This window comes from Micromonospora sp. ABR4_055, from assembly GCF_056160425.1.
Genome location: NZ_JBSWXD010000064.1, coordinates 16,495 through 34,099, shown reverse-complemented (window position 1 = coordinate 34,099; position 17,605 = coordinate 16,495). Strand labels below are relative to the sequence as shown.

At 71.7% G+C, this 17,605-nt stretch carries 21 protein-coding genes; 12 read left to right on the top strand and 9 right to left on the bottom strand.

Annotated elements, in window-relative coordinates; all coding sequences use genetic code 11:
- Window positions 1-41: 41 nt before the first annotated feature.
- Window positions 42-1,124, bottom strand: a complete 1,083-nt coding sequence (locus tag ACXAHD_RS16485) for a DNA polymerase III subunit beta family protein (RefSeq protein WP_281555432.1) — start codon at window positions 1,122-1,124, stop codon at window positions 42-44.
- A gap of 226 nt (window positions 1,125-1,350) precedes the next feature.
- On the opposite strand from ACXAHD_RS16485, the gene ACXAHD_RS16480 reads away from it, so the two are divergent.
- The 3 genes from ACXAHD_RS16480 to ACXAHD_RS16470 are packed head-to-tail and all read left to right on the top strand — an operon-like array spanning window position 1,351 to window position 3,283.
- Window positions 1,351-1,977: a DUF1349 domain-containing protein gene (locus ACXAHD_RS16480; protein ID WP_281553259.1), complete on the top strand. Its 627-nt coding sequence runs from the start codon at window positions 1,351-1,353 to the stop codon at window positions 1,975-1,977.
- On the top strand, window positions 1,974-2,396 hold the full coding sequence (locus ACXAHD_RS16475; RefSeq protein ID WP_281553258.1) for a hypothetical protein: 423 nt from the start codon (window positions 1,974-1,976) through the stop codon (window positions 2,394-2,396). Before ACXAHD_RS16480 ends, ACXAHD_RS16475 begins: the two co-directional genes overlap by 4 nt.
- On the top strand, window positions 2,393-3,283 hold the full coding sequence (locus ACXAHD_RS16470) for a hypothetical protein (RefSeq protein ID WP_281553257.1): 891 nt from the start codon (window positions 2,393-2,395) through the stop codon (window positions 3,281-3,283). Before ACXAHD_RS16475 ends, ACXAHD_RS16470 begins: the two co-directional genes overlap by 4 nt.
- 53 nt (window positions 3,284-3,336) lie before the next feature.
- Here ACXAHD_RS16470 and ACXAHD_RS16465 read toward each other — a convergent pair whose 3' ends face one another.
- Both ACXAHD_RS16465 and ACXAHD_RS16460 read right to left on the bottom strand, forming a co-directional pair.
- Complete coding sequence (locus ACXAHD_RS16465) at window positions 3,337-3,789, bottom strand: DUF4345 domain-containing protein (protein ID WP_289212183.1); 453 nt, start codon at window positions 3,787-3,789, stop codon at window positions 3,337-3,339.
- Window positions 3,786-4,607 carry an NAD(P)H-binding protein gene (locus tag ACXAHD_RS16460; RefSeq protein ID WP_475051525.1) on the bottom strand — a complete coding sequence of 274 codons (822 nt, stop codon included), beginning with the start codon at window positions 4,605-4,607 and terminating at the stop codon, window positions 3,786-3,788. Before ACXAHD_RS16460 ends, ACXAHD_RS16465 begins: the two co-directional genes overlap by 4 nt.
- 152 nt (window positions 4,608-4,759) lie before the next feature.
- Between ACXAHD_RS16460 and ACXAHD_RS16455 the strand changes: the two genes are divergently transcribed.
- The 5 genes from ACXAHD_RS16455 to ACXAHD_RS16435 all read left to right on the top strand — a co-directional run bounded on the left by ACXAHD_RS16455 (window position 4,760) and on the right by ACXAHD_RS16435 (window position 9,680).
- Entirely contained in the window at window positions 4,760-5,803 is a 1,044-nt protein-coding gene (locus tag ACXAHD_RS16455) for an AraC family transcriptional regulator (protein ID WP_475051522.1), read from the top strand.
- A gap of 43 nt (window positions 5,804-5,846) precedes the next feature.
- The gene (locus tag ACXAHD_RS16450; RefSeq protein WP_289212180.1) at window positions 5,847-6,617 is read left to right on the top strand and encodes an alpha/beta hydrolase; all 771 of its coding nucleotides are present in this window, start codon (window positions 5,847-5,849) and stop codon (window positions 6,615-6,617) included.
- Window positions 6,614-7,174 carry a hypothetical protein gene (locus ACXAHD_RS16445; protein ID WP_281553252.1) on the top strand — a complete coding sequence of 187 codons (561 nt, stop codon included), beginning with the start codon at window positions 6,614-6,616 and terminating at the stop codon, window positions 7,172-7,174. Before ACXAHD_RS16450 ends, ACXAHD_RS16445 begins: the two co-directional genes overlap by 4 nt.
- Before the next feature lie 308 nt (window positions 7,175-7,482).
- Window positions 7,483-8,448 carry a hypothetical protein gene (locus ACXAHD_RS16440; protein ID WP_475051519.1) on the top strand — a complete coding sequence of 322 codons (966 nt, stop codon included), beginning with the start codon at window positions 7,483-7,485 and terminating at the stop codon, window positions 8,446-8,448.
- Window positions 8,449-9,209: 761 nt separating this feature from the next.
- Window positions 9,210-9,680 carry a hemerythrin domain-containing protein gene (locus ACXAHD_RS16435; RefSeq protein ID WP_281553250.1) on the top strand — a complete coding sequence of 157 codons (471 nt, stop codon included), beginning with the start codon at window positions 9,210-9,212 and terminating at the stop codon, window positions 9,678-9,680.
- 65 nt (window positions 9,681-9,745) lie between these two features.
- On the opposite strand, the gene ACXAHD_RS16430 is transcribed toward ACXAHD_RS16435, so the two are convergent.
- The 5 genes from ACXAHD_RS16430 to ACXAHD_RS16410 form a co-directional block, all read right to left on the bottom strand.
- Window positions 9,746-10,411 carry a TetR/AcrR family transcriptional regulator gene (locus tag ACXAHD_RS16430; RefSeq protein ID WP_281553249.1) on the bottom strand — a complete coding sequence of 222 codons (666 nt, stop codon included), beginning with the start codon at window positions 10,409-10,411 and terminating at the stop codon, window positions 9,746-9,748.
- Window positions 10,408-11,079 (bottom strand): DUF4166 domain-containing protein, encoded by a 672-nt coding sequence (locus ACXAHD_RS16425; protein WP_281553248.1) that lies wholly within the window; start codon window positions 11,077-11,079, stop codon window positions 10,408-10,410. The genes ACXAHD_RS16430 and ACXAHD_RS16425 overlap by 4 nt, the downstream gene beginning before the upstream one ends.
- Window positions 11,076-11,741, bottom strand: coding sequence for an SRPBCC family protein (locus tag ACXAHD_RS16420; RefSeq protein WP_475051515.1), 666 nt, complete (start codon window positions 11,739-11,741; stop codon window positions 11,076-11,078). Before ACXAHD_RS16420 ends, ACXAHD_RS16425 begins: the two co-directional genes overlap by 4 nt.
- A 101-nt stretch (window positions 11,742-11,842) precedes the next feature.
- Window positions 11,843-12,430 (bottom strand): DUF4232 domain-containing protein, encoded by a 588-nt coding sequence (locus tag ACXAHD_RS16415; RefSeq protein WP_281553246.1) that lies wholly within the window; start codon window positions 12,428-12,430, stop codon window positions 11,843-11,845.
- Window positions 12,427-12,852 carry a hypothetical protein gene (locus ACXAHD_RS16410; RefSeq protein WP_281553245.1) on the bottom strand — a complete coding sequence of 142 codons (426 nt, stop codon included), beginning with the start codon at window positions 12,850-12,852 and terminating at the stop codon, window positions 12,427-12,429. The genes ACXAHD_RS16415 and ACXAHD_RS16410 overlap by 4 nt, the downstream gene beginning before the upstream one ends.
- Window positions 12,853-12,999: 147 nt before the next feature.
- Here ACXAHD_RS16410 and ACXAHD_RS16405 point away from each other — a divergent pair, with 147 nt between their 5' ends.
- Window positions 13,000-13,179 carry a DUF6767 domain-containing protein gene (locus tag ACXAHD_RS16405; protein ID WP_281553244.1) on the top strand — a complete coding sequence of 60 codons (180 nt, stop codon included), beginning with the start codon at window positions 13,000-13,002 and terminating at the stop codon, window positions 13,177-13,179.
- A gap of 57 nt (window positions 13,180-13,236) precedes the next feature.
- Here the strand turns inward: ACXAHD_RS16405 and ACXAHD_RS16400 are convergent, their stop codons facing one another.
- Entirely contained in the window at window positions 13,237-13,989 is a 753-nt protein-coding gene (locus tag ACXAHD_RS16400; protein ID WP_281553243.1) for a Type 1 glutamine amidotransferase-like domain-containing protein, read from the bottom strand.
- Window positions 13,990-14,148: 159 nt separating this feature from the next.
- Here ACXAHD_RS16400 and ACXAHD_RS16395 point away from each other — a divergent pair, with 159 nt between their 5' ends.
- The 3 genes from ACXAHD_RS16395 to ACXAHD_RS16385 are packed head-to-tail and all read left to right on the top strand — an operon-like array spanning window position 14,149 to window position 17,595.
- Window positions 14,149-15,168 carry a sugar transferase gene (locus ACXAHD_RS16395; RefSeq protein WP_281553242.1) on the top strand — a complete coding sequence of 340 codons (1,020 nt, stop codon included), beginning with the start codon at window positions 14,149-14,151 and terminating at the stop codon, window positions 15,166-15,168.
- Window positions 15,161-16,765: a lipopolysaccharide biosynthesis protein gene (locus ACXAHD_RS16390; protein WP_475051512.1), complete on the top strand. Its 1,605-nt coding sequence runs from the start codon at window positions 15,161-15,163 to the stop codon at window positions 16,763-16,765. The genes ACXAHD_RS16395 and ACXAHD_RS16390 overlap by 8 nt, the downstream gene beginning before the upstream one ends.
- Window positions 16,762-17,595, top strand: coding sequence for a class I SAM-dependent methyltransferase (locus tag ACXAHD_RS16385; protein ID WP_475051510.1), 834 nt, complete (start codon window positions 16,762-16,764; stop codon window positions 17,593-17,595). The genes ACXAHD_RS16390 and ACXAHD_RS16385 overlap by 4 nt, the downstream gene beginning before the upstream one ends.
- Window positions 17,596-17,605: the final 10 nt, after the last annotated feature.

Here is a 17,605-nt window from a genome sequence, read left to right as displayed (position 1 = left end):
GTCCGGCCCTGGGCCCCGTCCCGGGCCGGACCGCGCCGACGTCAGTGCCGGATCGGCATCAGCAGCGAACAGCTCCGGTCGTCGTCGGGCAGTCGCACGGCCAGCGGCCGGATCGGCCCGTCCAGCTCCAGCACCAGCTGACCGCCGCCGGCGGCCACCACCGCCTGCAGCAGGAACTCCCGGTTCACCGCGACGTACCGATCCGGTGCGGCCTGCCAGGCCGCCTCGTCGACGCATTCGACGGTACCGTCGTCGGTCGCCGCCAGCACCGCGACCGGGTGGGCGACGCCGAGGTGTTCGCGTACCACCGCCGGGGCCCGGTCGGGTGCCAGCGCCCGTCGCAACTCGGTGGCGTCCACGGTGACCTGCCGTCGGCCCTCGGCGCCCCGGACCGGCAGCAACGGCCGGTAGTCGGGAAAGTCGTGGTCCAGCGGGTCGGTGGTGATCCGCCAGCCCGGCGCGCAGGCGTCGACGCCGTCCGGACCGAAGGCCAGTTCCGCTACCGGGTTACGGTCGACCTGGCTGCGTACGCCGGTCACGAAGCCGCCGGGCACCAGGACCGTCACCGCCGGGCCGTCGACCGCCGTCGGGACGAGTTCGGCGACCGCCATGCGGTAACGGTCGGTCGCGGCCAACCGTACGGCGTCGGTGGAGACCTCGACGTGCACCCCGGCCAGGGCGGGAATCTCGGGGTCGGTGCCGACGGCGAACCGTACGGCGTCCAGCGCGCCGGCCAGGTCGGCGGCGTCGACGGTGACCCGGGTCGTGGTTGTGGTCATGGTGGTTCGGTTCTCCTCGGCATCGAGCAGGGCATGGATGCGGGAGAGCTCCCGACGGGCATCGGCCAGGCCGTCCTGCAGCCGGCGCAGGTGCACGTCGAGCAGCCGCCGGGCCACCGTGACGTCGGGCAACGCCCGGACCGCCTCGGTGATCTCGGCCAGCGGCAGGCCGACCCGGCGCAGCCCGGCCAGCAGCCGGGCGGCGCGCAGCTGACTCACGGCGTACCACCGGTAGCCGGTGTGCGGATCCACCGCGGCCGGCACCAGCACGCCGGCGGCGTCGTAGAACCGCAGCGCGCTGACGGTCAGCCCGCTGGCGCGGGCCGTCTCGCCGATGCTGTGCATGTCGCTCTCCACGTCCATGGACTCTGCGGCCTCGACCAGGTCGAGGGTCAAGGCCAGCCGGGGTCAAGGCCAGCCGGGGTCAAGGCCGGCCCGGGGTCAAGGCCGGCCGGGTACCGGAGCCGACGGGCCGGGCCAGCGGCGGGATGCCGGCCCGTGGCAGCATTGCAGTTCCGACCAGATCGATGTGCGCGTCCGACGAGACCGACATGCCCCGCCGGGAGGCAGGATGACCCCGCAGGCACCTCCGCCGCCCGCGATCGCCGGGCTGCCGCCGCTCGCCTGGCAGCACACGCCGGTGGCAGCGGATCATCACGCCGGTCGGCAGGCCCTGTCGCTCACCGCAGGCGCCGGCACCGACTGGTTCGTCGACCCGGTCGGCGAGTACCGCACCCACAACGCACCGGCGCTGCTGTTCGACTGCCCGGACGGCGAGTTCGCGCTCTCCGCCCGGGTCACGGTCGACTTCACGGCCGCGTTCGACGCCGGCGTGCTGTGTCTGCGTATCGACGAGGAACACTGGGCGAAGCTGTGCTTCGAATACTCACCGCAGGGTCGGCCGATGGTGGTGACCGTGGTGACCAACGGCACCTCCGACGACGCCAACGCGGTCACCGTCGAAGCGTCCAGCGTCCACCTCCGGGTGCTGCGCAAGGGGTCGGCGTACGCGTTCCACTACTCACTCGACGGCATGTCGTGGCAGTTCGCCCGACTGTTCCGGCTGACCGGTGCCGCCGATGCGCCGACCCGGGCCGGCTTCCTCGCCCAGTCGCCCACCGGTGACCGCTGCACCGCCACGTTCGAGCAGATCAGTCTGGACGACGTGGTTCCGGACGATCTGCGCAGTGGGCGGTGACCCGGACGGTGGTCCCGGACCGGCCGCCCGAGTCACGCATCGACGAGCTGGTCGGCGAGTCGGCCGACCACAGCCGGCGGGGTGACTGGTCGGCGGCGGTCCGCTGCCAGCGGCAGGCCGTCGACCTGGCCGGTGAGCTGCTCGACGACGCGCCGGACGACGCGCGACGGCGGACCGGGCTGGGTGGCCTGTGCTACCGGCTCGGCTCGCTGTACCTCGCCGACCGGGATCCGGCGGCGGCGGTGGCGGCGCTGGACGACGCGGTACGCGCGTACGCCGGGCTGGTCGGTGCCGTGCCCGACGCGGAGCTGACGCTGGCCGACGTGCTGGCCCGCCGTGGTCTCGCCCAGTCGGTACGGGGTGGGCCGCCTCGGCGGAGGTCGACGCCGACGCGGCGGTCCTGGCCTATCTGTCGGTGACCGGCGGCGATCCGGCCCACCCGCGACGCCGGGACCTGGCCCGGGTGCTGGCGTCCAACGCCGCGACGCTGGCACCGGACGGTGACCCGCACCTCGCGATCGCCTCGGCCAACGCCGCGCTGGGCTACTACGGCCATCCCGACGCAGACGGAAACGACGCGGACAGCAATGACGCGGACGGCACCGTCGACAGTGGGTACGTACACAGTGCAGCGGTGGTGTCGGCACTGCTGAACTTCGTCGACGGCCGGGTGGTCGAGGGCTTCGTACCGGCGGCGGTGATCGCCGCCGGTCTCCCGCCGGGCCAGGCCCGGCAGGCGCTGGAGGCCGAGTTGCGGGTGGTCGACGGGCTGCTCTCGATGGCCGGTGGCCCGGTGCCGTTCCCACCGGAGATGGGTCGCAGCCTGGCGCGGCTGGTGCTGCCGACCGTGCGGGACCGGGGCCTGCTGTGGGTGCCGGCCGACGACTGGCTGGACCGGGCGGCCCAGCCGACGCTGACAGCGGTGGCGCAGCGGCACACCGCCGGGGCCGGGCAGGCGACACCGCTGGAGACGGCGACGCCGCGCAGCGATCCGACGTTGCTCTGGACCACATCGATGCGCTGGCTGTCCGGGCTGTCGTTGGAGGCGGCGGTGCAGCTGGCGACGGTCGCCGTCGACGTGCTGCCCACGGCGTCGGCGTACGCCGACGGACGGCGGCTGGCGCTGGCCGCGCACGCGTTGCTCGCCAGCGCGTACCGGGCCGCCCCCGGCCGGCCCCCGCCGGAACCGGCGGCGTACCTGCCGGTCTGGCAGCGGCTGCTGGAGGTGGCCACCGGCAGCTGCCGGGCGGCCGGTGACGACCCGCTTGCCGACGACTTCGACGCATGGCGCGCCCGGTTGGGGTGACCGGGCGCGCACCTGTGCGACGGTTACCGGCAGGACTCGCACCTGCGCGACGGTTACGGTGCCGGATTCGCACCTGCACGGCGGTTACGGTGCAGGACGTACCCGCAGGCCGTGCCGAGGACCAGCTCGGCGACGGCAGCGGCGACCAGACCGGTGGCCGGCATCCCGTCCAGAGCGATGCTGAGCAGCCGGGACAGTCCGTACGCCAGATAGACGGTCGCCCCGATCAGCGCCGCGGCGAAGGTCAGCCGGCGGACGAACGCCCCGAGGGTGACCAGGATCCCGGTGGCCAGCAGTGCCCCGCCGGCTGCCCGGGTCTCGCTGAGCAGGCTGCTGTTGCCGGCGAAGTCGATGCCGTTGCCGGCGTGGAAGGCGTCCGGTGCGGTCAGGACCGCGCCCCCGATACCGACCACGATCAGGCCGGCGACGACGAGGATCACCTGCTGGCTGCGGGTACGGGTGCGGCTGCGGGGCGCGTCGGTTGCCGGGCCGGCGACGGCGGTCACTGCCGCCACACCCCGGCGGCGGCCGCCTGCCGGCAGAAGTCGGCGAAGTTTCGCGGGGCCCGGCCCAGCGCCCGCTCGACGCCGTCACCGAGCGACGCGTTGCGCCCGTCGAACACCTCCACGCACAGGTCGGTGAGCAGCCGCGCGTAGTCCGGCCCCAGCTGCGAGACCAGGGCGAGATGGAACTGCTCGGCGGTGACCGGCTGGTAGCCGACGGCCCGGCCGCTGGCCGCGGCGATCTCCGCCGTCGCCTGCGCGAAGGTGAGCAGGCGCGGCCCGGTGACGTCGTACATCCGGCCGTCGTGCCGGCGGTCGGTGAGCACCGCCACCGCGACGTCGGCGACGTCGTCGACGTCCACGAACGGCTCGGCCACCTCGCCGGCGGGCAGGGCCACCGTCCCGGCCAGGACCGGGCCGAGCAGGTGTCCTTCGGTGAAGTTCTGGTTGAACCAGCTGGCCCGCACGATGCCGTAGGTCAGCCCGGAACTGGCGACGATCGCCTCACAGCGGCCGGCGTTGGTCTCGCCCCGACCGGAGAGCAGGACCAGTTTGCGGACACCGGCGTCGCGGGCGGCGGCGGTGAACTTTTCGACCACGGTGGGCGCTTCGGGTGCGGCTAGGTCCGGCGAGTACGACAGGTAAACGGCGTCCACCCCGCGCAGCGCGGCGGGCCAGCTGGCCGGCTCCGCCCAGTGGAACGGTTGCTCGCCCTGGCGGCTGGCCCGGATCACGGGGTGGCCGAGTGTGGTGAGCTGGTCGGCGATGCGCCGGCCGGTCTTGCCGGTCGCCCCGGTGACGAGCACTGACGGTCGTGACATGGCGTGGGATCTCCCGTTCGGTCTGGGTGTCGCGGACAGGCTTTTACCGTCCGCTGCTGGCCACCCGCCTGGGTCGGCGAATCGTCCGACCCGGGCGGGTGCTGCCTTACCGATCAGCCTGCCGGGGCGTCGGCGGCGGAACAATGATCGTGATGCCTGATTTCTTTGCGCAGCGTCCAGGCTTGTGGACGGTTGGCAAACTCTCCGGGAAGCTGGGCAGGGTGTGGACGACACCCGGTTGCGCGATCCCGGCGATCAGCGACCCGCTCGGCGAGACCCTGCACATGTTCCGGCTGACCGGCACCCTCTACTGCCGGGCCGAGCTGACCGCCCCGTGGGGCATCGACGTGCCCGCCCTGCCGGGCTGCATGACGTTGCAGGTCGTCACCGCCGGCCGGTGCTGGCTGGAGGTGGGCGACGCCCAGCCGTACCTGATCGGGCCGGGCAGTCTGACGCTGATCCCGGACGGTGTCCCGCACCGGTTCCGCAGCGCCCCGGCCGCGTCGACGCGGCCGTTGTTCGACATCCCGGTGCAGCAGCTCAGCGACCGGTACGAAATCATGCGGCACGGTGGCGGCGGCGAGCTCACCCAGGTGACGTACGCGGTGCTGCGCCCGGACCACGTCGCCGCCCGGCGGCTGATCGCCCAGCTGCCGCCGGTGCTGCATCTCGACCGGTTCGACGACGACGAGTCGGGGTGGCTGCACAGCACGTTGCGGCTGGTCACCCGGGAGGCACAGGCGCTGCGACCGGGCGGTGAGACGATGCTGACCCGGCTGGCCGACGTACTGGTGATCCAGGCGATCCGGTCCTGGTTGGACGCCGCTCCGGAGGCGCGCCAGGGTTGGCTGGCCGCGCTACGCGACGACCAGATCGGCCGGGCGCTGACCGCACTGCACCGCGAGCCGGACCGGGACTGGACGGTCAGCACCCTGGCTCAGCAGGCCGGCATGTCCCGGTCGGCGTTCGCCGCCCGGTTCACCGAGCTGGTCGGTGAACCGGTGATCCGCTACCTGGCGACCTGGCGGCTGCAGCTGGCCCACGACCATCTGCAGCGCTGCGCGGACCCGCTGCCGGTGGTCGCCCGCCGGTTCGGCTATCAGTCGGAGGCGGCGTTCTGCCGGGCCTTCAAACGGGCGTACGGGGTACCGCCGGGCCAGGTCCGTCGGGAACGGCGCGGCGCCGGGAACGACTGACCCGACCAGCGGCCGCCGTCCGGTGAACCGGCACACTGGGCGGATGGCACACCTGCGGGTCGACTTCTACTCCGACGTTCTGGAGCAGGCCACCTCGATGACCGTCCTGCTGCCCCAGCACACCAGGACCCGGATCGGCGCTCCGGCGCGGGCCGGCGACACCGATCCCCCGGTGCTCTATCTGCTGCACGGGCTCACCGACGACGCCACCGCCTGGACCCGGTACAGCTCCATCGAGCGGTACGCCGAGGAGCGCGGCCTGGCCGTGGTGATGCCCCAGGTGCACCGCAGCATGTACGCCGACGAGGTGCACGGAGCGCCGTTCTGGACCTTCCTGTCCACCGAACTGCCGGCCGTGGTCGACTCGTTCTTCCGGGTCTCCCGACGGCGGGAGGACACCTTCGTCGCGGGCCTGTCGATGGGCGGGTACGGGGCGTTGCGCTGGGCGCTGCGCCAGCCGCAACGGTTCGCGGCGGCGGCCAGCCTGTCCGGCGTACTCGACGTGGCCGCCCGCCAGCACGGACCGTCGGTGTCCGCCACCGACCCGCTGATGCGGCGGGTCTTCGGCGAGCAGGACATCGCCGGCAGCGACGACGACCTGCTCGCGGTGCTCGACCGGGCCGACCCGACGGCGTTGCCGCAGCTCTGGCTGTGCTGCGGCACCGAGGACGTGCTGTACCCGGACAACGTCCGGTTCCGCGACGCATGCGCCGCCCGGGGCGTTCCACTCACTGTCGACTTCGAAGCCGGTGACCACGTGTGGAGCTACTGGGACGCCAAGATCCGGGACGTACTCGCCTGGCTGCCGTTGTGACCGACGGTGCCGACGCGGCGCGAGTGGCCGCCGGGCTGGGCGACCAGTTGGCCACGCTGACCTTCACCGATCTCGGCACCGAACAGGTCACCAGGACGATCATCGACGCCGTGGTGCGGTGGGGTGCCGGGCAGGGCTGGCGGGTGTACCGGCGGGCGGCCAGCGTACTGCCGCTGCCGCCGCCGATGCAGGGCCGGCACTCGGTCGTCGACGTGGCCTGTGCCCGGCCCGACGCGCCGCCGCTGGTGGTCGAGGTGGACCACACCGACCGGCACCGTACGGTGGAGAAACTGCTCGCCGAGGCTGCCGCTGGTCGAGTGGCGATCTGGGTCCGATGGGGCAGTCGTGGCTTCACCGCCCCGCCTGAGCCGGTGCGGATGGTCACCCTGCCGGTCACCGTCCGGACGACCACGGCGCGATCGGGCGTACGGTTGTTCAGCCGGCAGCCGGAGCGGCCGTTGGCACCGCCCAGTCACCGGCCCGGCCCCGTGGCTGCGGCCGGGCCTCCGTCGTCCCTGTTCGACCCGGCCGACGGGGAGCCGCCCGGCGGTGGATGACCGTCTGGCGGGGCGGGCCGGGTGGCCGGATCTTCCCGCTGCGGGCGTCGGAGCCGTCCCCGCTGCGGGTACCGGAGCCATCCCCGTTGTCCACGCGTCGACCACGTGAACCGGTCCCGGCACCCACAGATCGGGACACGGAGGCACGGCGGCTCACGCCCTTCCGCGCAGGAGCGGACCACGCCGGATCTCGCTGTAACCAGTCTCGGCCACGGTGAACGTCCGCAAAAGTCGCATCGCGTGACAGAATCTGGTGCTGATGTCACGGCGAGGACAAGGTGACTCGCCCAGGAAGGACGGTGACATCCGTGTCCGCTGTGGAGGTCAAGTCGGAGCTGCGCACCCTGCGGGCCGGTCGCGGTGTGTCGGCACCCGATCTGTCCGGTCGGCTCGGCGACCACCTGCGTACGCTCTGCGGCAACAGTGCGGTGAACCGCGACGACGAGCCCGCCGAGTTGCGCGAGCGGGTGATCGCCGAGCTGAACAGCCAGGTCCGACGCCTACCGGACGACATGGCGCTGGCGGCGAGGGTCGCGCTGGGGCTGCACCCGCAGGCGCAGGACGCGCATTTCCGTGGCCGGGTCGCCTGGCTGGCCCAACGGCTGGGTCGCGAGGACCGGACCGCGCTGCGCCGGATCAACGAAGCAGAGGTGCTGCTGGCCGAGGCGATCGGCCAGGAGCTGGGCCGGCGCAGCTCCAGCCCGGTCGGCGCCGGCTGGCACGTCGCCGGGCTGCGGGTGCTGGTCCGGCTGGACACCCCGACGATGGAGGCGTACGAGGAACGGCGGATCGTCGCCGACCGGGACGGCGTCGACGAGGTCGTGCTCGGTATGTCGCTGCCCTGCCCACCAGGCAGCGACGGGCTCGACATCCGGGCAGACGTGCACTGGGGCGGGCGGCTGATCAGGCACGAACGACCGCTGCCGCAGCGGTCACAGTTGGTCGTGGGCCTGCCCCGGCCACTCGCCGCCGGTGAGTCGTGCGACTTCAGTGTGGTCACCCGGCTGGGGCCGAGCCAGATCGCCTCACCGCACTACGTGTTGACGGCTACCCGACGGTGCCGGCGCTTCGAGCTGCGAGTGAGATTCGACCCGGACCGGTTGCCCAAGTGGGTGCGGCGAGTGACCGGGGAGCCCGTTCGGTTACTGGACACACCGCAGCCCGGCAGTGAACTGCTGCAGCCGGACGCGGTCGGCGAGGTGTTCACGGATTTCGACGATCCGGAACTGTATCTCGCGTACGGCATCCAGTGGTTTCCGGCACTTCAGCCGTGACGCAGGATCGGAACGGTCGAAACGGGTCAGTCGGTCTCCATCACACATCACCTCCGCTGACGTCGACAGGCAGAATCCGACGGAACTGCCATTGGCAGACAGCGATCAGCTGCGACTCTCCGGACGGTGTCGGGAATCGCGCCGATCAGACGGAACAGGTAGTGGTCGACAACGGTTACCCGGCATCGGCCCGGCAAGTGCCGGCAGCCCGACGACAGGCGGTCGGGTCCCGACCAGGGCGTGACGCTGGCCGCGGATTGCACACAGATGGACTGCACCGCAGACCGGCTTGGCCGGTTGGCGGGCGCGGGCACCAGGCACGTCGCGCAACGCGACGAACCGCTGATTCCTCGTGGCCGGAATCCGGCCACCGATAGGTCAGTTACCGCTGACCGAGGCTACGACAGCGCGGGCCGGCCGGCGCGGCCGTCGACCGCCAAGCGAAACAGCGTCGAATCGCTGGCCGGGTCACCGGACAATGAATGCACATGGCTCAAGTCGAAGCATGATCTGTCTCCCCGTGAGTCGCCGTACAGTAACCTTATCACCGCCCGCCAAGTTTGCCATCGTAAATACGGCGACAACCTGGTCACAGTCCTCTGTCTACAAGACTGACCGGTCCGGCCAGGCCGGTCGGTCCGGGGCCACATCTGGTAACCTCGCCGCAGCGTCGCGTGCCGGTGGCAGTCCGTGTCAGGCATGGAGGCGCCGGACCGGAGGGAGCACGACGTTGACGACCGTCGTTCCTTCGCCCTTCACCCGTGGGTGAGGGCGACGAAGCCAGGCTGGTGGCCTGGAGCCGCGAACTGCGCGGCGTACACAACCGGCTCCGGGAGGCGCTGACCGTTACCCGGGAGGCGTTGGCCGCCGGCCGGCCGGCGGAGTCGGCGACCCGGGATCTGCTGCTGTTCTGTCACGGGTTCTGCGCCGCCCTGACCGCCCACCACGAGGGCGAGGACGATCGACTGTTCCCGGCCATCGCCGCGCAGCATCCCGAGCTGCAGGACACGCTGCGCAACCTGCGGCAGGACCACTCGATGATCGCGTATTTGCTGAGCGGGCTACAGGCCGCCGTGGCGCGGGCCGCGCCGCCCGCCGAGCTGGACCGGCACCTGGACGGCCTGGCCGCGATCATGGAGTCCCACTTCAGGTACGAGGAACGCCAACTGCTGACGGTGCTGGAGACGCTGACGCTGGACGCGGACCCGGGCAGCGTGCTGGGGCCGCTGTGACCCGGCCGGCCGGGCGCCGCCGCGCGTCAGCTCCGGCCCGCCCGTCCGCCGGATCCCACCGCGCGTCAGCTCCGGCTGCCCGGCGTGGCCCGACCCCGGCTGCGGCGGGCGAGCCTGCCCTGCAATGCCCGGCGGGCGACCGGCCCCAGGTCGTCGACGACGTCGACCAGCACCGCCAACTGTTCCAACGCGGCCAACACGTCGTCGGCGCCGGGCCGGTCGACCCCTTCGTACAGCTCCAGGCCGATGAACCCGGCGGCGACGGCGCGGGCCAGGCCAGGCGGGTCCGCCAACCCGGCCAACGGCGATCCGGCCAGCACCCGGCGGAGCACCAGTTCGATCTCGTCGGTCCACAGCCGCAGCGCGGCCGCCGCAGCCGGAGCGAGCCGCTCGTCGGTCTGCGCACCCGCCAACACCTGGGCCAGCACCGCGACGTTGCCGGCCTCGCGTTCCTGTTCGTGCAGTTCACGGCCCAGGTCGAGCAGCTCGCCGAGGGACCGTACGGCGGCGAACCGGTCCCGGTAGTCGGCCACCCGCTCGGCGGTGGCCGTCTGGCAGGCCGCGACGAGCAGGTCGTCAAGGGTGCCGAAGTGGTAGAAGACCAGCGCCTGGTTGACTCCGGCGCAGCCGGCGACGGTACGGGCGGACACTCCGGCGATGCCGTACCTGCGGATCGCCTGCACCGCCCCGTCCATCAACCGTTGCCTGGTGGAGGTGGGGGCACTGTTCATACCCGAGCATTCTCCCGCAGCGGGCGCACCGCAGCGGGTACCGGGGCCGTCCCCGTGTCCACGTACTGTGCCGTGAACCGGCCCCGGTACCCGAACACCGGGCCGAGGAAGCGGTTGGTCACCCGTACCTCGATCCGGAAACACCCGTCGGAGCCGTCCCACCACTCGTGGACCTCGGCGCAGCCGGACAGGGCGTGGGGAAAACGCCGGCCGGCGTAGCGCTGCTCGCCGGTACGGACCACCAGCCCGCCGCGCCGGTCGACGGCGAGGCTCAGCAGCACCGCGTAGTGCTGATGGGTGCCGAGATAGTCCACGATGGCCGACCGGGCCGGGCTGTAGACCATCGTCGCGTCGAACCGACGGCGACGGTGCGCGGCGACGTCGAAGGTGCGGACGAAGGTGACCGTCTCCCGGCCGAAGCTGTCCCGGTACGCGTAGTTGCCGATGCTGAACGGGACGTCGGCGCCCTGCTCGGGAAAGAGGATGTGGCGGGTCGCGCCGAGGCGCAGCAACGGCACGGTGACCGCCGGGCCGTGCCAGATCCGGTCCATCACCCCGGTGCCGACGCAGCTCGTCCGCTCCTGACTGCTGATCCCGAAGCGTTGCCGCAGTCGCGGGTGCAGCCGGTCGAAGTCGGCACCGAGCGCCTGTCGGAAGATCGAGGTCACCGGGGCACTGCCCGGGTCACACGGGCGGCGGCCCGCCGGTAGCGGCGCGGCCGGCACCGTCGGGCCGCCGGGGTGGTCGGCAGCGGCGGCGCGAGCGCGACCAGCGGTACGGCCACCAGCGCGAGCCGGTGATCGAGCGCGACGGCGGCGACCACCAGGATGAGCCGGGCGGTGACCTCGGCGAGTGCCCGGTCGCGGCTGCGCTCCGGCGGTACGCCCTGCTCCAGCCACAGTCGCAGCCGGTCGAACGACCACGCGGTAGCCCAGCCGAAGGCAGGGCGGAAGGCCCGGTCGGCGAGCGGGCCGAGGCGACCCCACCCGGGCGTGTAGTCGTAGCCGGTCCAGAACCGGACGCCGTTGAGGGTCGGCTGGTAGCGCCAGAAGCCGTGGCCGGCTCGGATCAGCGACAGCTTGTGGTCGCAGGTGAACCGCAACGCGGAGGCAGCGGAGCCGTCGGGTCGGCGGCGCTCGCCGGTGGACTGTCCGGTGCCGGCGACGGTCAGGCCGGGCAGCAGCCGGGTGGCGTACCGGAACCGTCCCTGCGACCCGTACGGCTCGATCCGGGTGAAGCGCAGGTCCCACCGGGCGTGCCGGGCCGGGTCCTGGGTGTACCGCCACACCTGGTCAACCGGGGCCTGGATCAGCGTCTCGATGTACAGCACGCCAGACCTCCCTGGTTTGAGCGAACGCTCAACTGAGAGGTTAGCACGAGTTTGAGCAGTCGCTCAAATGATCGGTGGCCGCGCTGACCTGCAGGCGGCGATCAGTCGACCGGGGCCCACGGACTGACCGCGACCCGGCCGGTGGTGCCGATGTCGAGGCCGCCGTCGGGCTCCAGCACCTGCGCCGGTACGCCCGCAGCCGGCGCCACGGCCAGGAAGCTGCCGTGCGTCGGCGGCACCCGTACATCGTCCACGGTGTTGCGCCAGACCAGGACCGCGCCGGCCCGCTCGCCCGGCTGCACCGTGACCGGAACAGGGCTGCCGGCCACGGTGTCGACCCGGGCGATCACCTCGGCACCCTCGATCACCTCGACCGCCAGTGGCTGCAGTTGCCCGTCGAGGACCGTGAGCTCCGGGAAGCCGTCGACGTGCACCGGTTCCTCGGCACCCTTGACCAGCCGAATCGGCATCGCCCGCAGACCCATCGCGGCGTCCACCGCACCCAGACTGAGCAGCGCTCCGGAGTCCGGGCAGTCAGGTGACGGGTCCGCCGACGGCACCGGCGTCGGCGTGGGAACGGGTGCCACATCGTTGTCCGGTGGCTGCGGACCCGGTTGCGGCAGCTGACCGGCACAGCCGGCGAGCAGCACCGCCGCCAGCAGCAGCGCACCGGCCCGTCGGCGGATCACCGGTCGCCCGTCTGGTTCCCGGAGACAGGCTCGCCGCCGCCGTCGCTGCCGCCGTCCTTCTCGTCCTCGTCGAACGGTCCGTCCTCGTCGTCCTCGTCGAACGGTTCGTCGCTCCACCGCCACCAGGCCTCGTCGCCCTCGACGTGCAGCAGGAACTCCGGCACCGCCGCCCCGTCCGGGTCGATCAGCACGACCGCGGCCCGAACCTGCTGGTACGCCCGCTCCCAGGCGCCGTCGTCCGGACCGTCCTCGACCACCCGCATCGCCCGCAGCTCCGCGTCGAAGATCGGCCGCAGCGGCGCGAACGACTCGGTCGGCCGGAAGGTGGCGTACAACCAGGGGAAGTCGCCGTCGGTCACGGCCAGATCAGCCAGCAGCACGCCGTCGTGGTCGCGCAGCGACCAGTTCGCCCCGAATCCCATGCCACCCATCTCTTCCGCCGCGCGCCGCCGTCGGCACAGTAGTACGGCCGGGCACCTACCGTGGCGCCCCGTCCCAGGCCTGAGGTCCGGCTCGCCGGGTGCCGTCCGGCCCTGCCGCCGGCCGCGTCGACCCGGGACCGTGAGGGTATGACCGCGCGAGTGCACCACCGACGCCCCGAGGCGAAATGCCCGATCCGGCCGGGCGAGCCCTGCACGCTGTGCCTGCCCGGTGCCACCGGTCCGGCCGACTGCGGCCTCGTCTACCTGGTGATGAGCGACGACGAACTCCGTGCCGGGCTGCATGCGAACCGCCGGGTCACGGCATGATTGATCATGGCTTAGCGGGTTGACGCCAACGGCGTCGAGCATCCCGCCGGTCCCGGCTCACGTCCGCCGGGCGGCACCGATCAGCCGGGTCGGGATCGACCGTTCCACCACTGTCCCGTGCCGTTCGCCCGGCTCTACCCGGTACGCCCCGGCGCCGGGCAGGCTGCTGACCGCCTCGACCAGTTCGGTACCGACGTAGTGCAGGCCGACTCCGTCGTCGGTGGCGTGCCCGGCCGGCAGGTCGCCTGACGCGACGCACTCCAGGTACCGCCTCCGACGCGGCTGGTCCGCCAGGTCGTGATGCACGCCGTTGCTGTACGGCAACAACCCCAACGCGTCGGTGACCGGGTCGAGCCGCTCGGAGAACGAGTCGGTCACCCCGCTGGTGTGCCAGCAGATGCTGCCGGCGCTGCCCCCGCCCAGCACCACACCGGCCGCCCAGCACTCGCGAAGGATGGCGTCGACCCGGTGCGCCCGCCACACAGCGAGCAGATTCACCACGCTGCCGCCCGTCACCCAGATCAGCTGCTGCTCGCGCAGGAACGCCCCGACGTCGTCGACGTTCGGCCGAGGAAACAGCTGCAGGTGGGACGGGATCACCTGCTTGGCGTCGCCGACCGCCGCGTAAAAGGACTCGATCACGTCTGGCTGGTCACCGGTGGCGGTTGGCACCAGGCAGACCTTCGCCACCGGCACGCCGGTCAACGAGATCGCGTGGTCGAGCAGTGCGCTGCGGCGCGGAGCCGGTTCACCCGGCGGCGGGTGCAGGATGCCGGAGACGGCGAAGATCTGGCGACGACCTGGGGGCACCTGCCCATCATGCAGGAACCAGCGCCGCCTTCAACGAATGGCTCAAGATCTATTACACGTTTTCAAGCTATATGTTACCTGTAGGCGGCTGAGCAAGATATATAGTGCTTACATCCGATTTGCGGGGTTAACGGCCGAGACCTGGTTTGGAGTACACGCATGCCGAGTCACGCGGACGCGTCGGCGCCGGCTTCCGTCCTGCCTGGCGCCGATCGGCGGGTCGCACCCCGGATGCCGAACGGTGGAGCTGGCCGTCGGCACTCCAGCAGCCCGGACGGGAGCCGGGGCGGAAGGGTCCTGGTCCTAGAGAACGATGGGCCCGAGAGCCCGGCGGACCGGCTCGACGAGGAGTTCGACGTCGCGCTCCGCCTGCGCGGACCGGTAGACCTGGAGGCACTGCCAGCCGTACTCGCTCAATACCAGCCAAAGCTGCTGCTGCTGAAGCAATCCCTCGACGCCGCCGATGCACGGCTGATCGCCGCCTGTCGCGCCCACCGGGTGCCGATCCTCGTGCTCGCCCGCCCGGTGTACGGACTCCTCCGGCCGGCCCGCCTGCGGAGGTACGGCGGGCTGCCCTGGTTCCAACTGCGTTCCGGTCCATTGACGACCGCAGACAGGTGGGCGAAAAGAGGACTCGACCTCGCCTTGATCTTGCTCGCGGCGCCCCTGCTCATCCCCCTGCTGCTACTCGTCGGGCTGGCGGTGGCCGTGACCGGCCCACCACTGTACGTGCAGACCAGAGTAGGTGCCGGTGGTCGGCTCTTCCGACTGGTCAAATTCCGAACGATGCACGTCGACGCCGAGTCCGCCACAGGGCCGACGTTGGCCGCTGCCGACGACGAGCGGATCACCAGACTCGGCCGATTGCTCCGGCGTACCCGCCTCGACGAGCTACCGCAGTTGTGGAACGTCCTCCGGGGGGAGATGAGTTTGGTGGGGCCGCGGCCCGAACGGCCCGAGTTCGTCGGTGAGCTGTGCCGGCTCCAGCACTACCACCTGCGTCACCTCATCCGACCAGGGCTGACCGGCATCGCGCAGCTGACCGGCGGTTATGCAGCGACGGCTGAGGACAAACTTCGGTGTGACCTGCTGTACCTGCACTGCCGGTCACTGCGGCTGGACCTGGGTCTGCTCCTGCTCACCATCGTGGAACTCTGCCGGGGATTCCCCCGTGGTTAGCCTGTCGACCCGGACCGGCCACCGGGTGGCCCGCAACACCGCCAGTCTGCTGGGCGGTCGACTGATCGTCACCGCAGTCGGGCTGGTGACGCTGCCCCTGGTGTATCGGCACCTCGGCAGCCAGGAGTTCGGTGTCTGGGTGTTGCTCTGCGCAGTCGTCGCCGTCCTGGCCATCATCGACCTGGGCCTCGGCTCAGCGATGGTACGTGAAGTCGCGCGGGCCGACGGCGACTCGTCGTCCCGGCGACTACATGCGACGCTGGCCCTCGGGCTGGTCTGGGCGGTGTGCCTCACCGTACTGGCAACGGCCCTACTGACCGTTTCCTGGCCCTGGGTCGCTCGGTTGTTGCAGCTGAGTGAGCTCGCCGGTGAGGCACGCCGAGCGATGTTGTGGTTGCTGTTGTCACTGTTCCTCGGCGGCGTCGAACTGCCATGGCGCGCGGTTCTGGAGGGCACCCAGCGACACGGCGCGGCGGCCTGGATCGGTGCCGGAGCCGCGCTGGTGGGCGGTGTGCTGACGGTCGGTCTGTTGCGAATCGGCGGTGGGCTGGTAGGCCTGGCCGCCGTCACCGCCCTGGCCAGCGGCCTGCGGACCGGACTGACTATCCTGACCGCCCACCGGTACTGCCCGGGCTACACCCCGCGGGTTCCCGACATCCGCCGCGAGGATCTGCGCGTCGTCCGCGGCTACGGCCTCCGGGTGCAGGCCACGAGCGCCTCGGGTGTGGTCAACACGGAGCTCGATCGGTTCGTACTGAGTGGCTTCTTCACCCCGGCCACCGCAGGGCACTTCGACCTGGGTGCCCGGCTGCTGAACCTGCTCCGACTCCCCCCGGGGTTCGCGCTCCTCGCGCTCTTTCCGGTCGCTGTCGCGGGCGCGGCCAACCCTGGCTGGCTCAACCGGTTCTACCTGCGCACGACGTGGCGTCTCGCCGTCTTTCTGGCACCGTGCACCGCTGCCGTCGTGGTGGCCGCCGACCCGCTGGTCCGACTCTGGATCGGCGCCCAGGTGCCCTGGGCGGCGACGAACCTCGCGGTACTGGCTCCCGCGTACGCGGTCAACCTGGTGCTCGGCGCGGCGACGATCGTGGCCCGGGCAGAGGGACGCCCGGGCCTCGAGACGCGGTACGTCATGCTGTCGGTCCTGCTCAACCTTGGTGCGACGGTCCCCCTCATCTGGTTGTACGGCCCGGTCGGCGTACCGCTCGCCACCGCGGCCGCGATCCTGCTCTCGTCGGGCTATTTTCTGTGGCACTTCCACCGCAGCACGGCTCGGCCGCTGACGCCGATACTACGAATCCTCGGCTGGACGGCCACCGCCACCGCCGTCGCGGCGGCCGTCGGCGGCCTCGTGTCGCCGCACCTGCCGGACGGCGACGGACGGCTGGGCGCTGCGCTCGCGGTCTGCTGCAGAACCGGAATCACGATACTGGTCTCGGCGCTCCTGGTGGCCGGCGTTCGGTTGATCCGGCCCACGATCGCCGGTCGCGCACCAGGTCCGGCGGACCGCGCGGCGGCCCAGGTGCATCCATGTGTCGATGCGGAGATTGCCGTTCGCACCGGAGCGCCGTTGACCGACGAAGTTGGCAGCCGATGAGCCCCCGTCGCGCCTACTGCCTGGTCTGCGGTCCAGGACCGACCGACAGAACCATCCTCGGAGGACGGCTGCGGCAATGTCTGGCCTGCGGCTTCGCCTGGACGGTCGGCGCAGCCGATCCGACACCGGACCTCTACGACGACACGTACTTCGAAGGCGGCGGCTACGAGGACTACTTCCTGCCGGGTCCGCGCCGGTTCGAAGCCAGCCGGCGGTTGCGCTGGCTGCGCTCCACGGTCCGGCCGCAGTCCCTGCTAGAGGTCGGACCAGCTGGCGGGTTCTTCCTGGAAGCTGCCCGCAGGTGCGGTATCGACGTGTACGGCGTCGAGGTCTCCCCGGCGGCGACCCGTTACGCCCGCGACCGCCTCAATCTGCCAGTTCAGCAGGGCAGCTTCGAATCCGCGACGCTACCCGACCGAGTCGACGCGGTCTGTGCCTTCCACGTACTCGAACACGTCACGGATCCCTGGCAGTTCCTGCGTGCTGCACGGGCGGCGCTGCGTCCCAGGGGCGCATTGGTGCTCGAGGTTCCCAACATCGCCTCGGCGGCGGCCCGGCTGCTCGGCGAGCAATGGCCCGGGTTGCAGCCCGAGTACCACCGTTGGCACTTCACCCCCGGCTCGCTGGAGCATCTGGTGACGATGGCCGGGTTCCGGGTGCTCCGGCAGGACACCACGGTGTTCCGCTACTACATGCCGCTCCGGTATCAGCTACGGCACGCCCACCGGCTGCTGCCATCGGACTGGTCGGCGACCCGCTCGCTGCGGCTGGTCCATCCACGACAGGGCGACCTGGTCCGTCTGGTGGCGAAAGCGACGGACGGCGAGTGACAGGAGAATC

Coding starts and splice junctions, on each gene's coding strand:
- ACXAHD_RS16485 (WP_281555432.1), bottom strand. CDS start 1,124: ATGCACAGCATCGGCGAGACGGCCCGCGCCAGCGGGCTGACCGTCAGC.
- ACXAHD_RS16480 (WP_281553259.1), top strand. CDS start 1,351: ATGACCCCGCAGGCACCTCCGCCGCCCGCGATCGCCGGGCTGCCGCCG.
- ACXAHD_RS16460 (WP_475051525.1), bottom strand. CDS start 4,607: ATGTCACGACCGTCAGTGCTCGTCACCGGGGCGACCGGCAAGACCGGC.
- ACXAHD_RS16455 (WP_475051522.1), top strand. CDS start 4,760: ATGCCTGATTTCTTTGCGCAGCGTCCAGGCTTGTGGACGGTTGGCAAA.
- ACXAHD_RS16450 (WP_289212180.1), top strand. CDS start 5,847: ATGGCACACCTGCGGGTCGACTTCTACTCCGACGTTCTGGAGCAGGCC.
- ACXAHD_RS16430 (WP_281553249.1), bottom strand. CDS start 10,411: ATGAACAGTGCCCCCACCTCCACCAGGCAACGGTTGATGGACGGGGCG.
- ACXAHD_RS16410 (WP_281553245.1), bottom strand. CDS start 12,852: ATGGGATTCGGGGCGAACTGGTCGCTGCGCGACCACGACGGCGTGCTG.
- ACXAHD_RS16405 (WP_281553244.1), top strand. CDS start 13,000: ATGACCGCGCGAGTGCACCACCGACGCCCCGAGGCGAAATGCCCGATC.
- ACXAHD_RS16395 (WP_281553242.1), top strand. CDS start 14,149: ATGCCGAGTCACGCGGACGCGTCGGCGCCGGCTTCCGTCCTGCCTGGC.
- ACXAHD_RS16385 (WP_475051510.1), top strand. CDS start 16,762: ATGAGCCCCCGTCGCGCCTACTGCCTGGTCTGCGGTCCAGGACCGACC.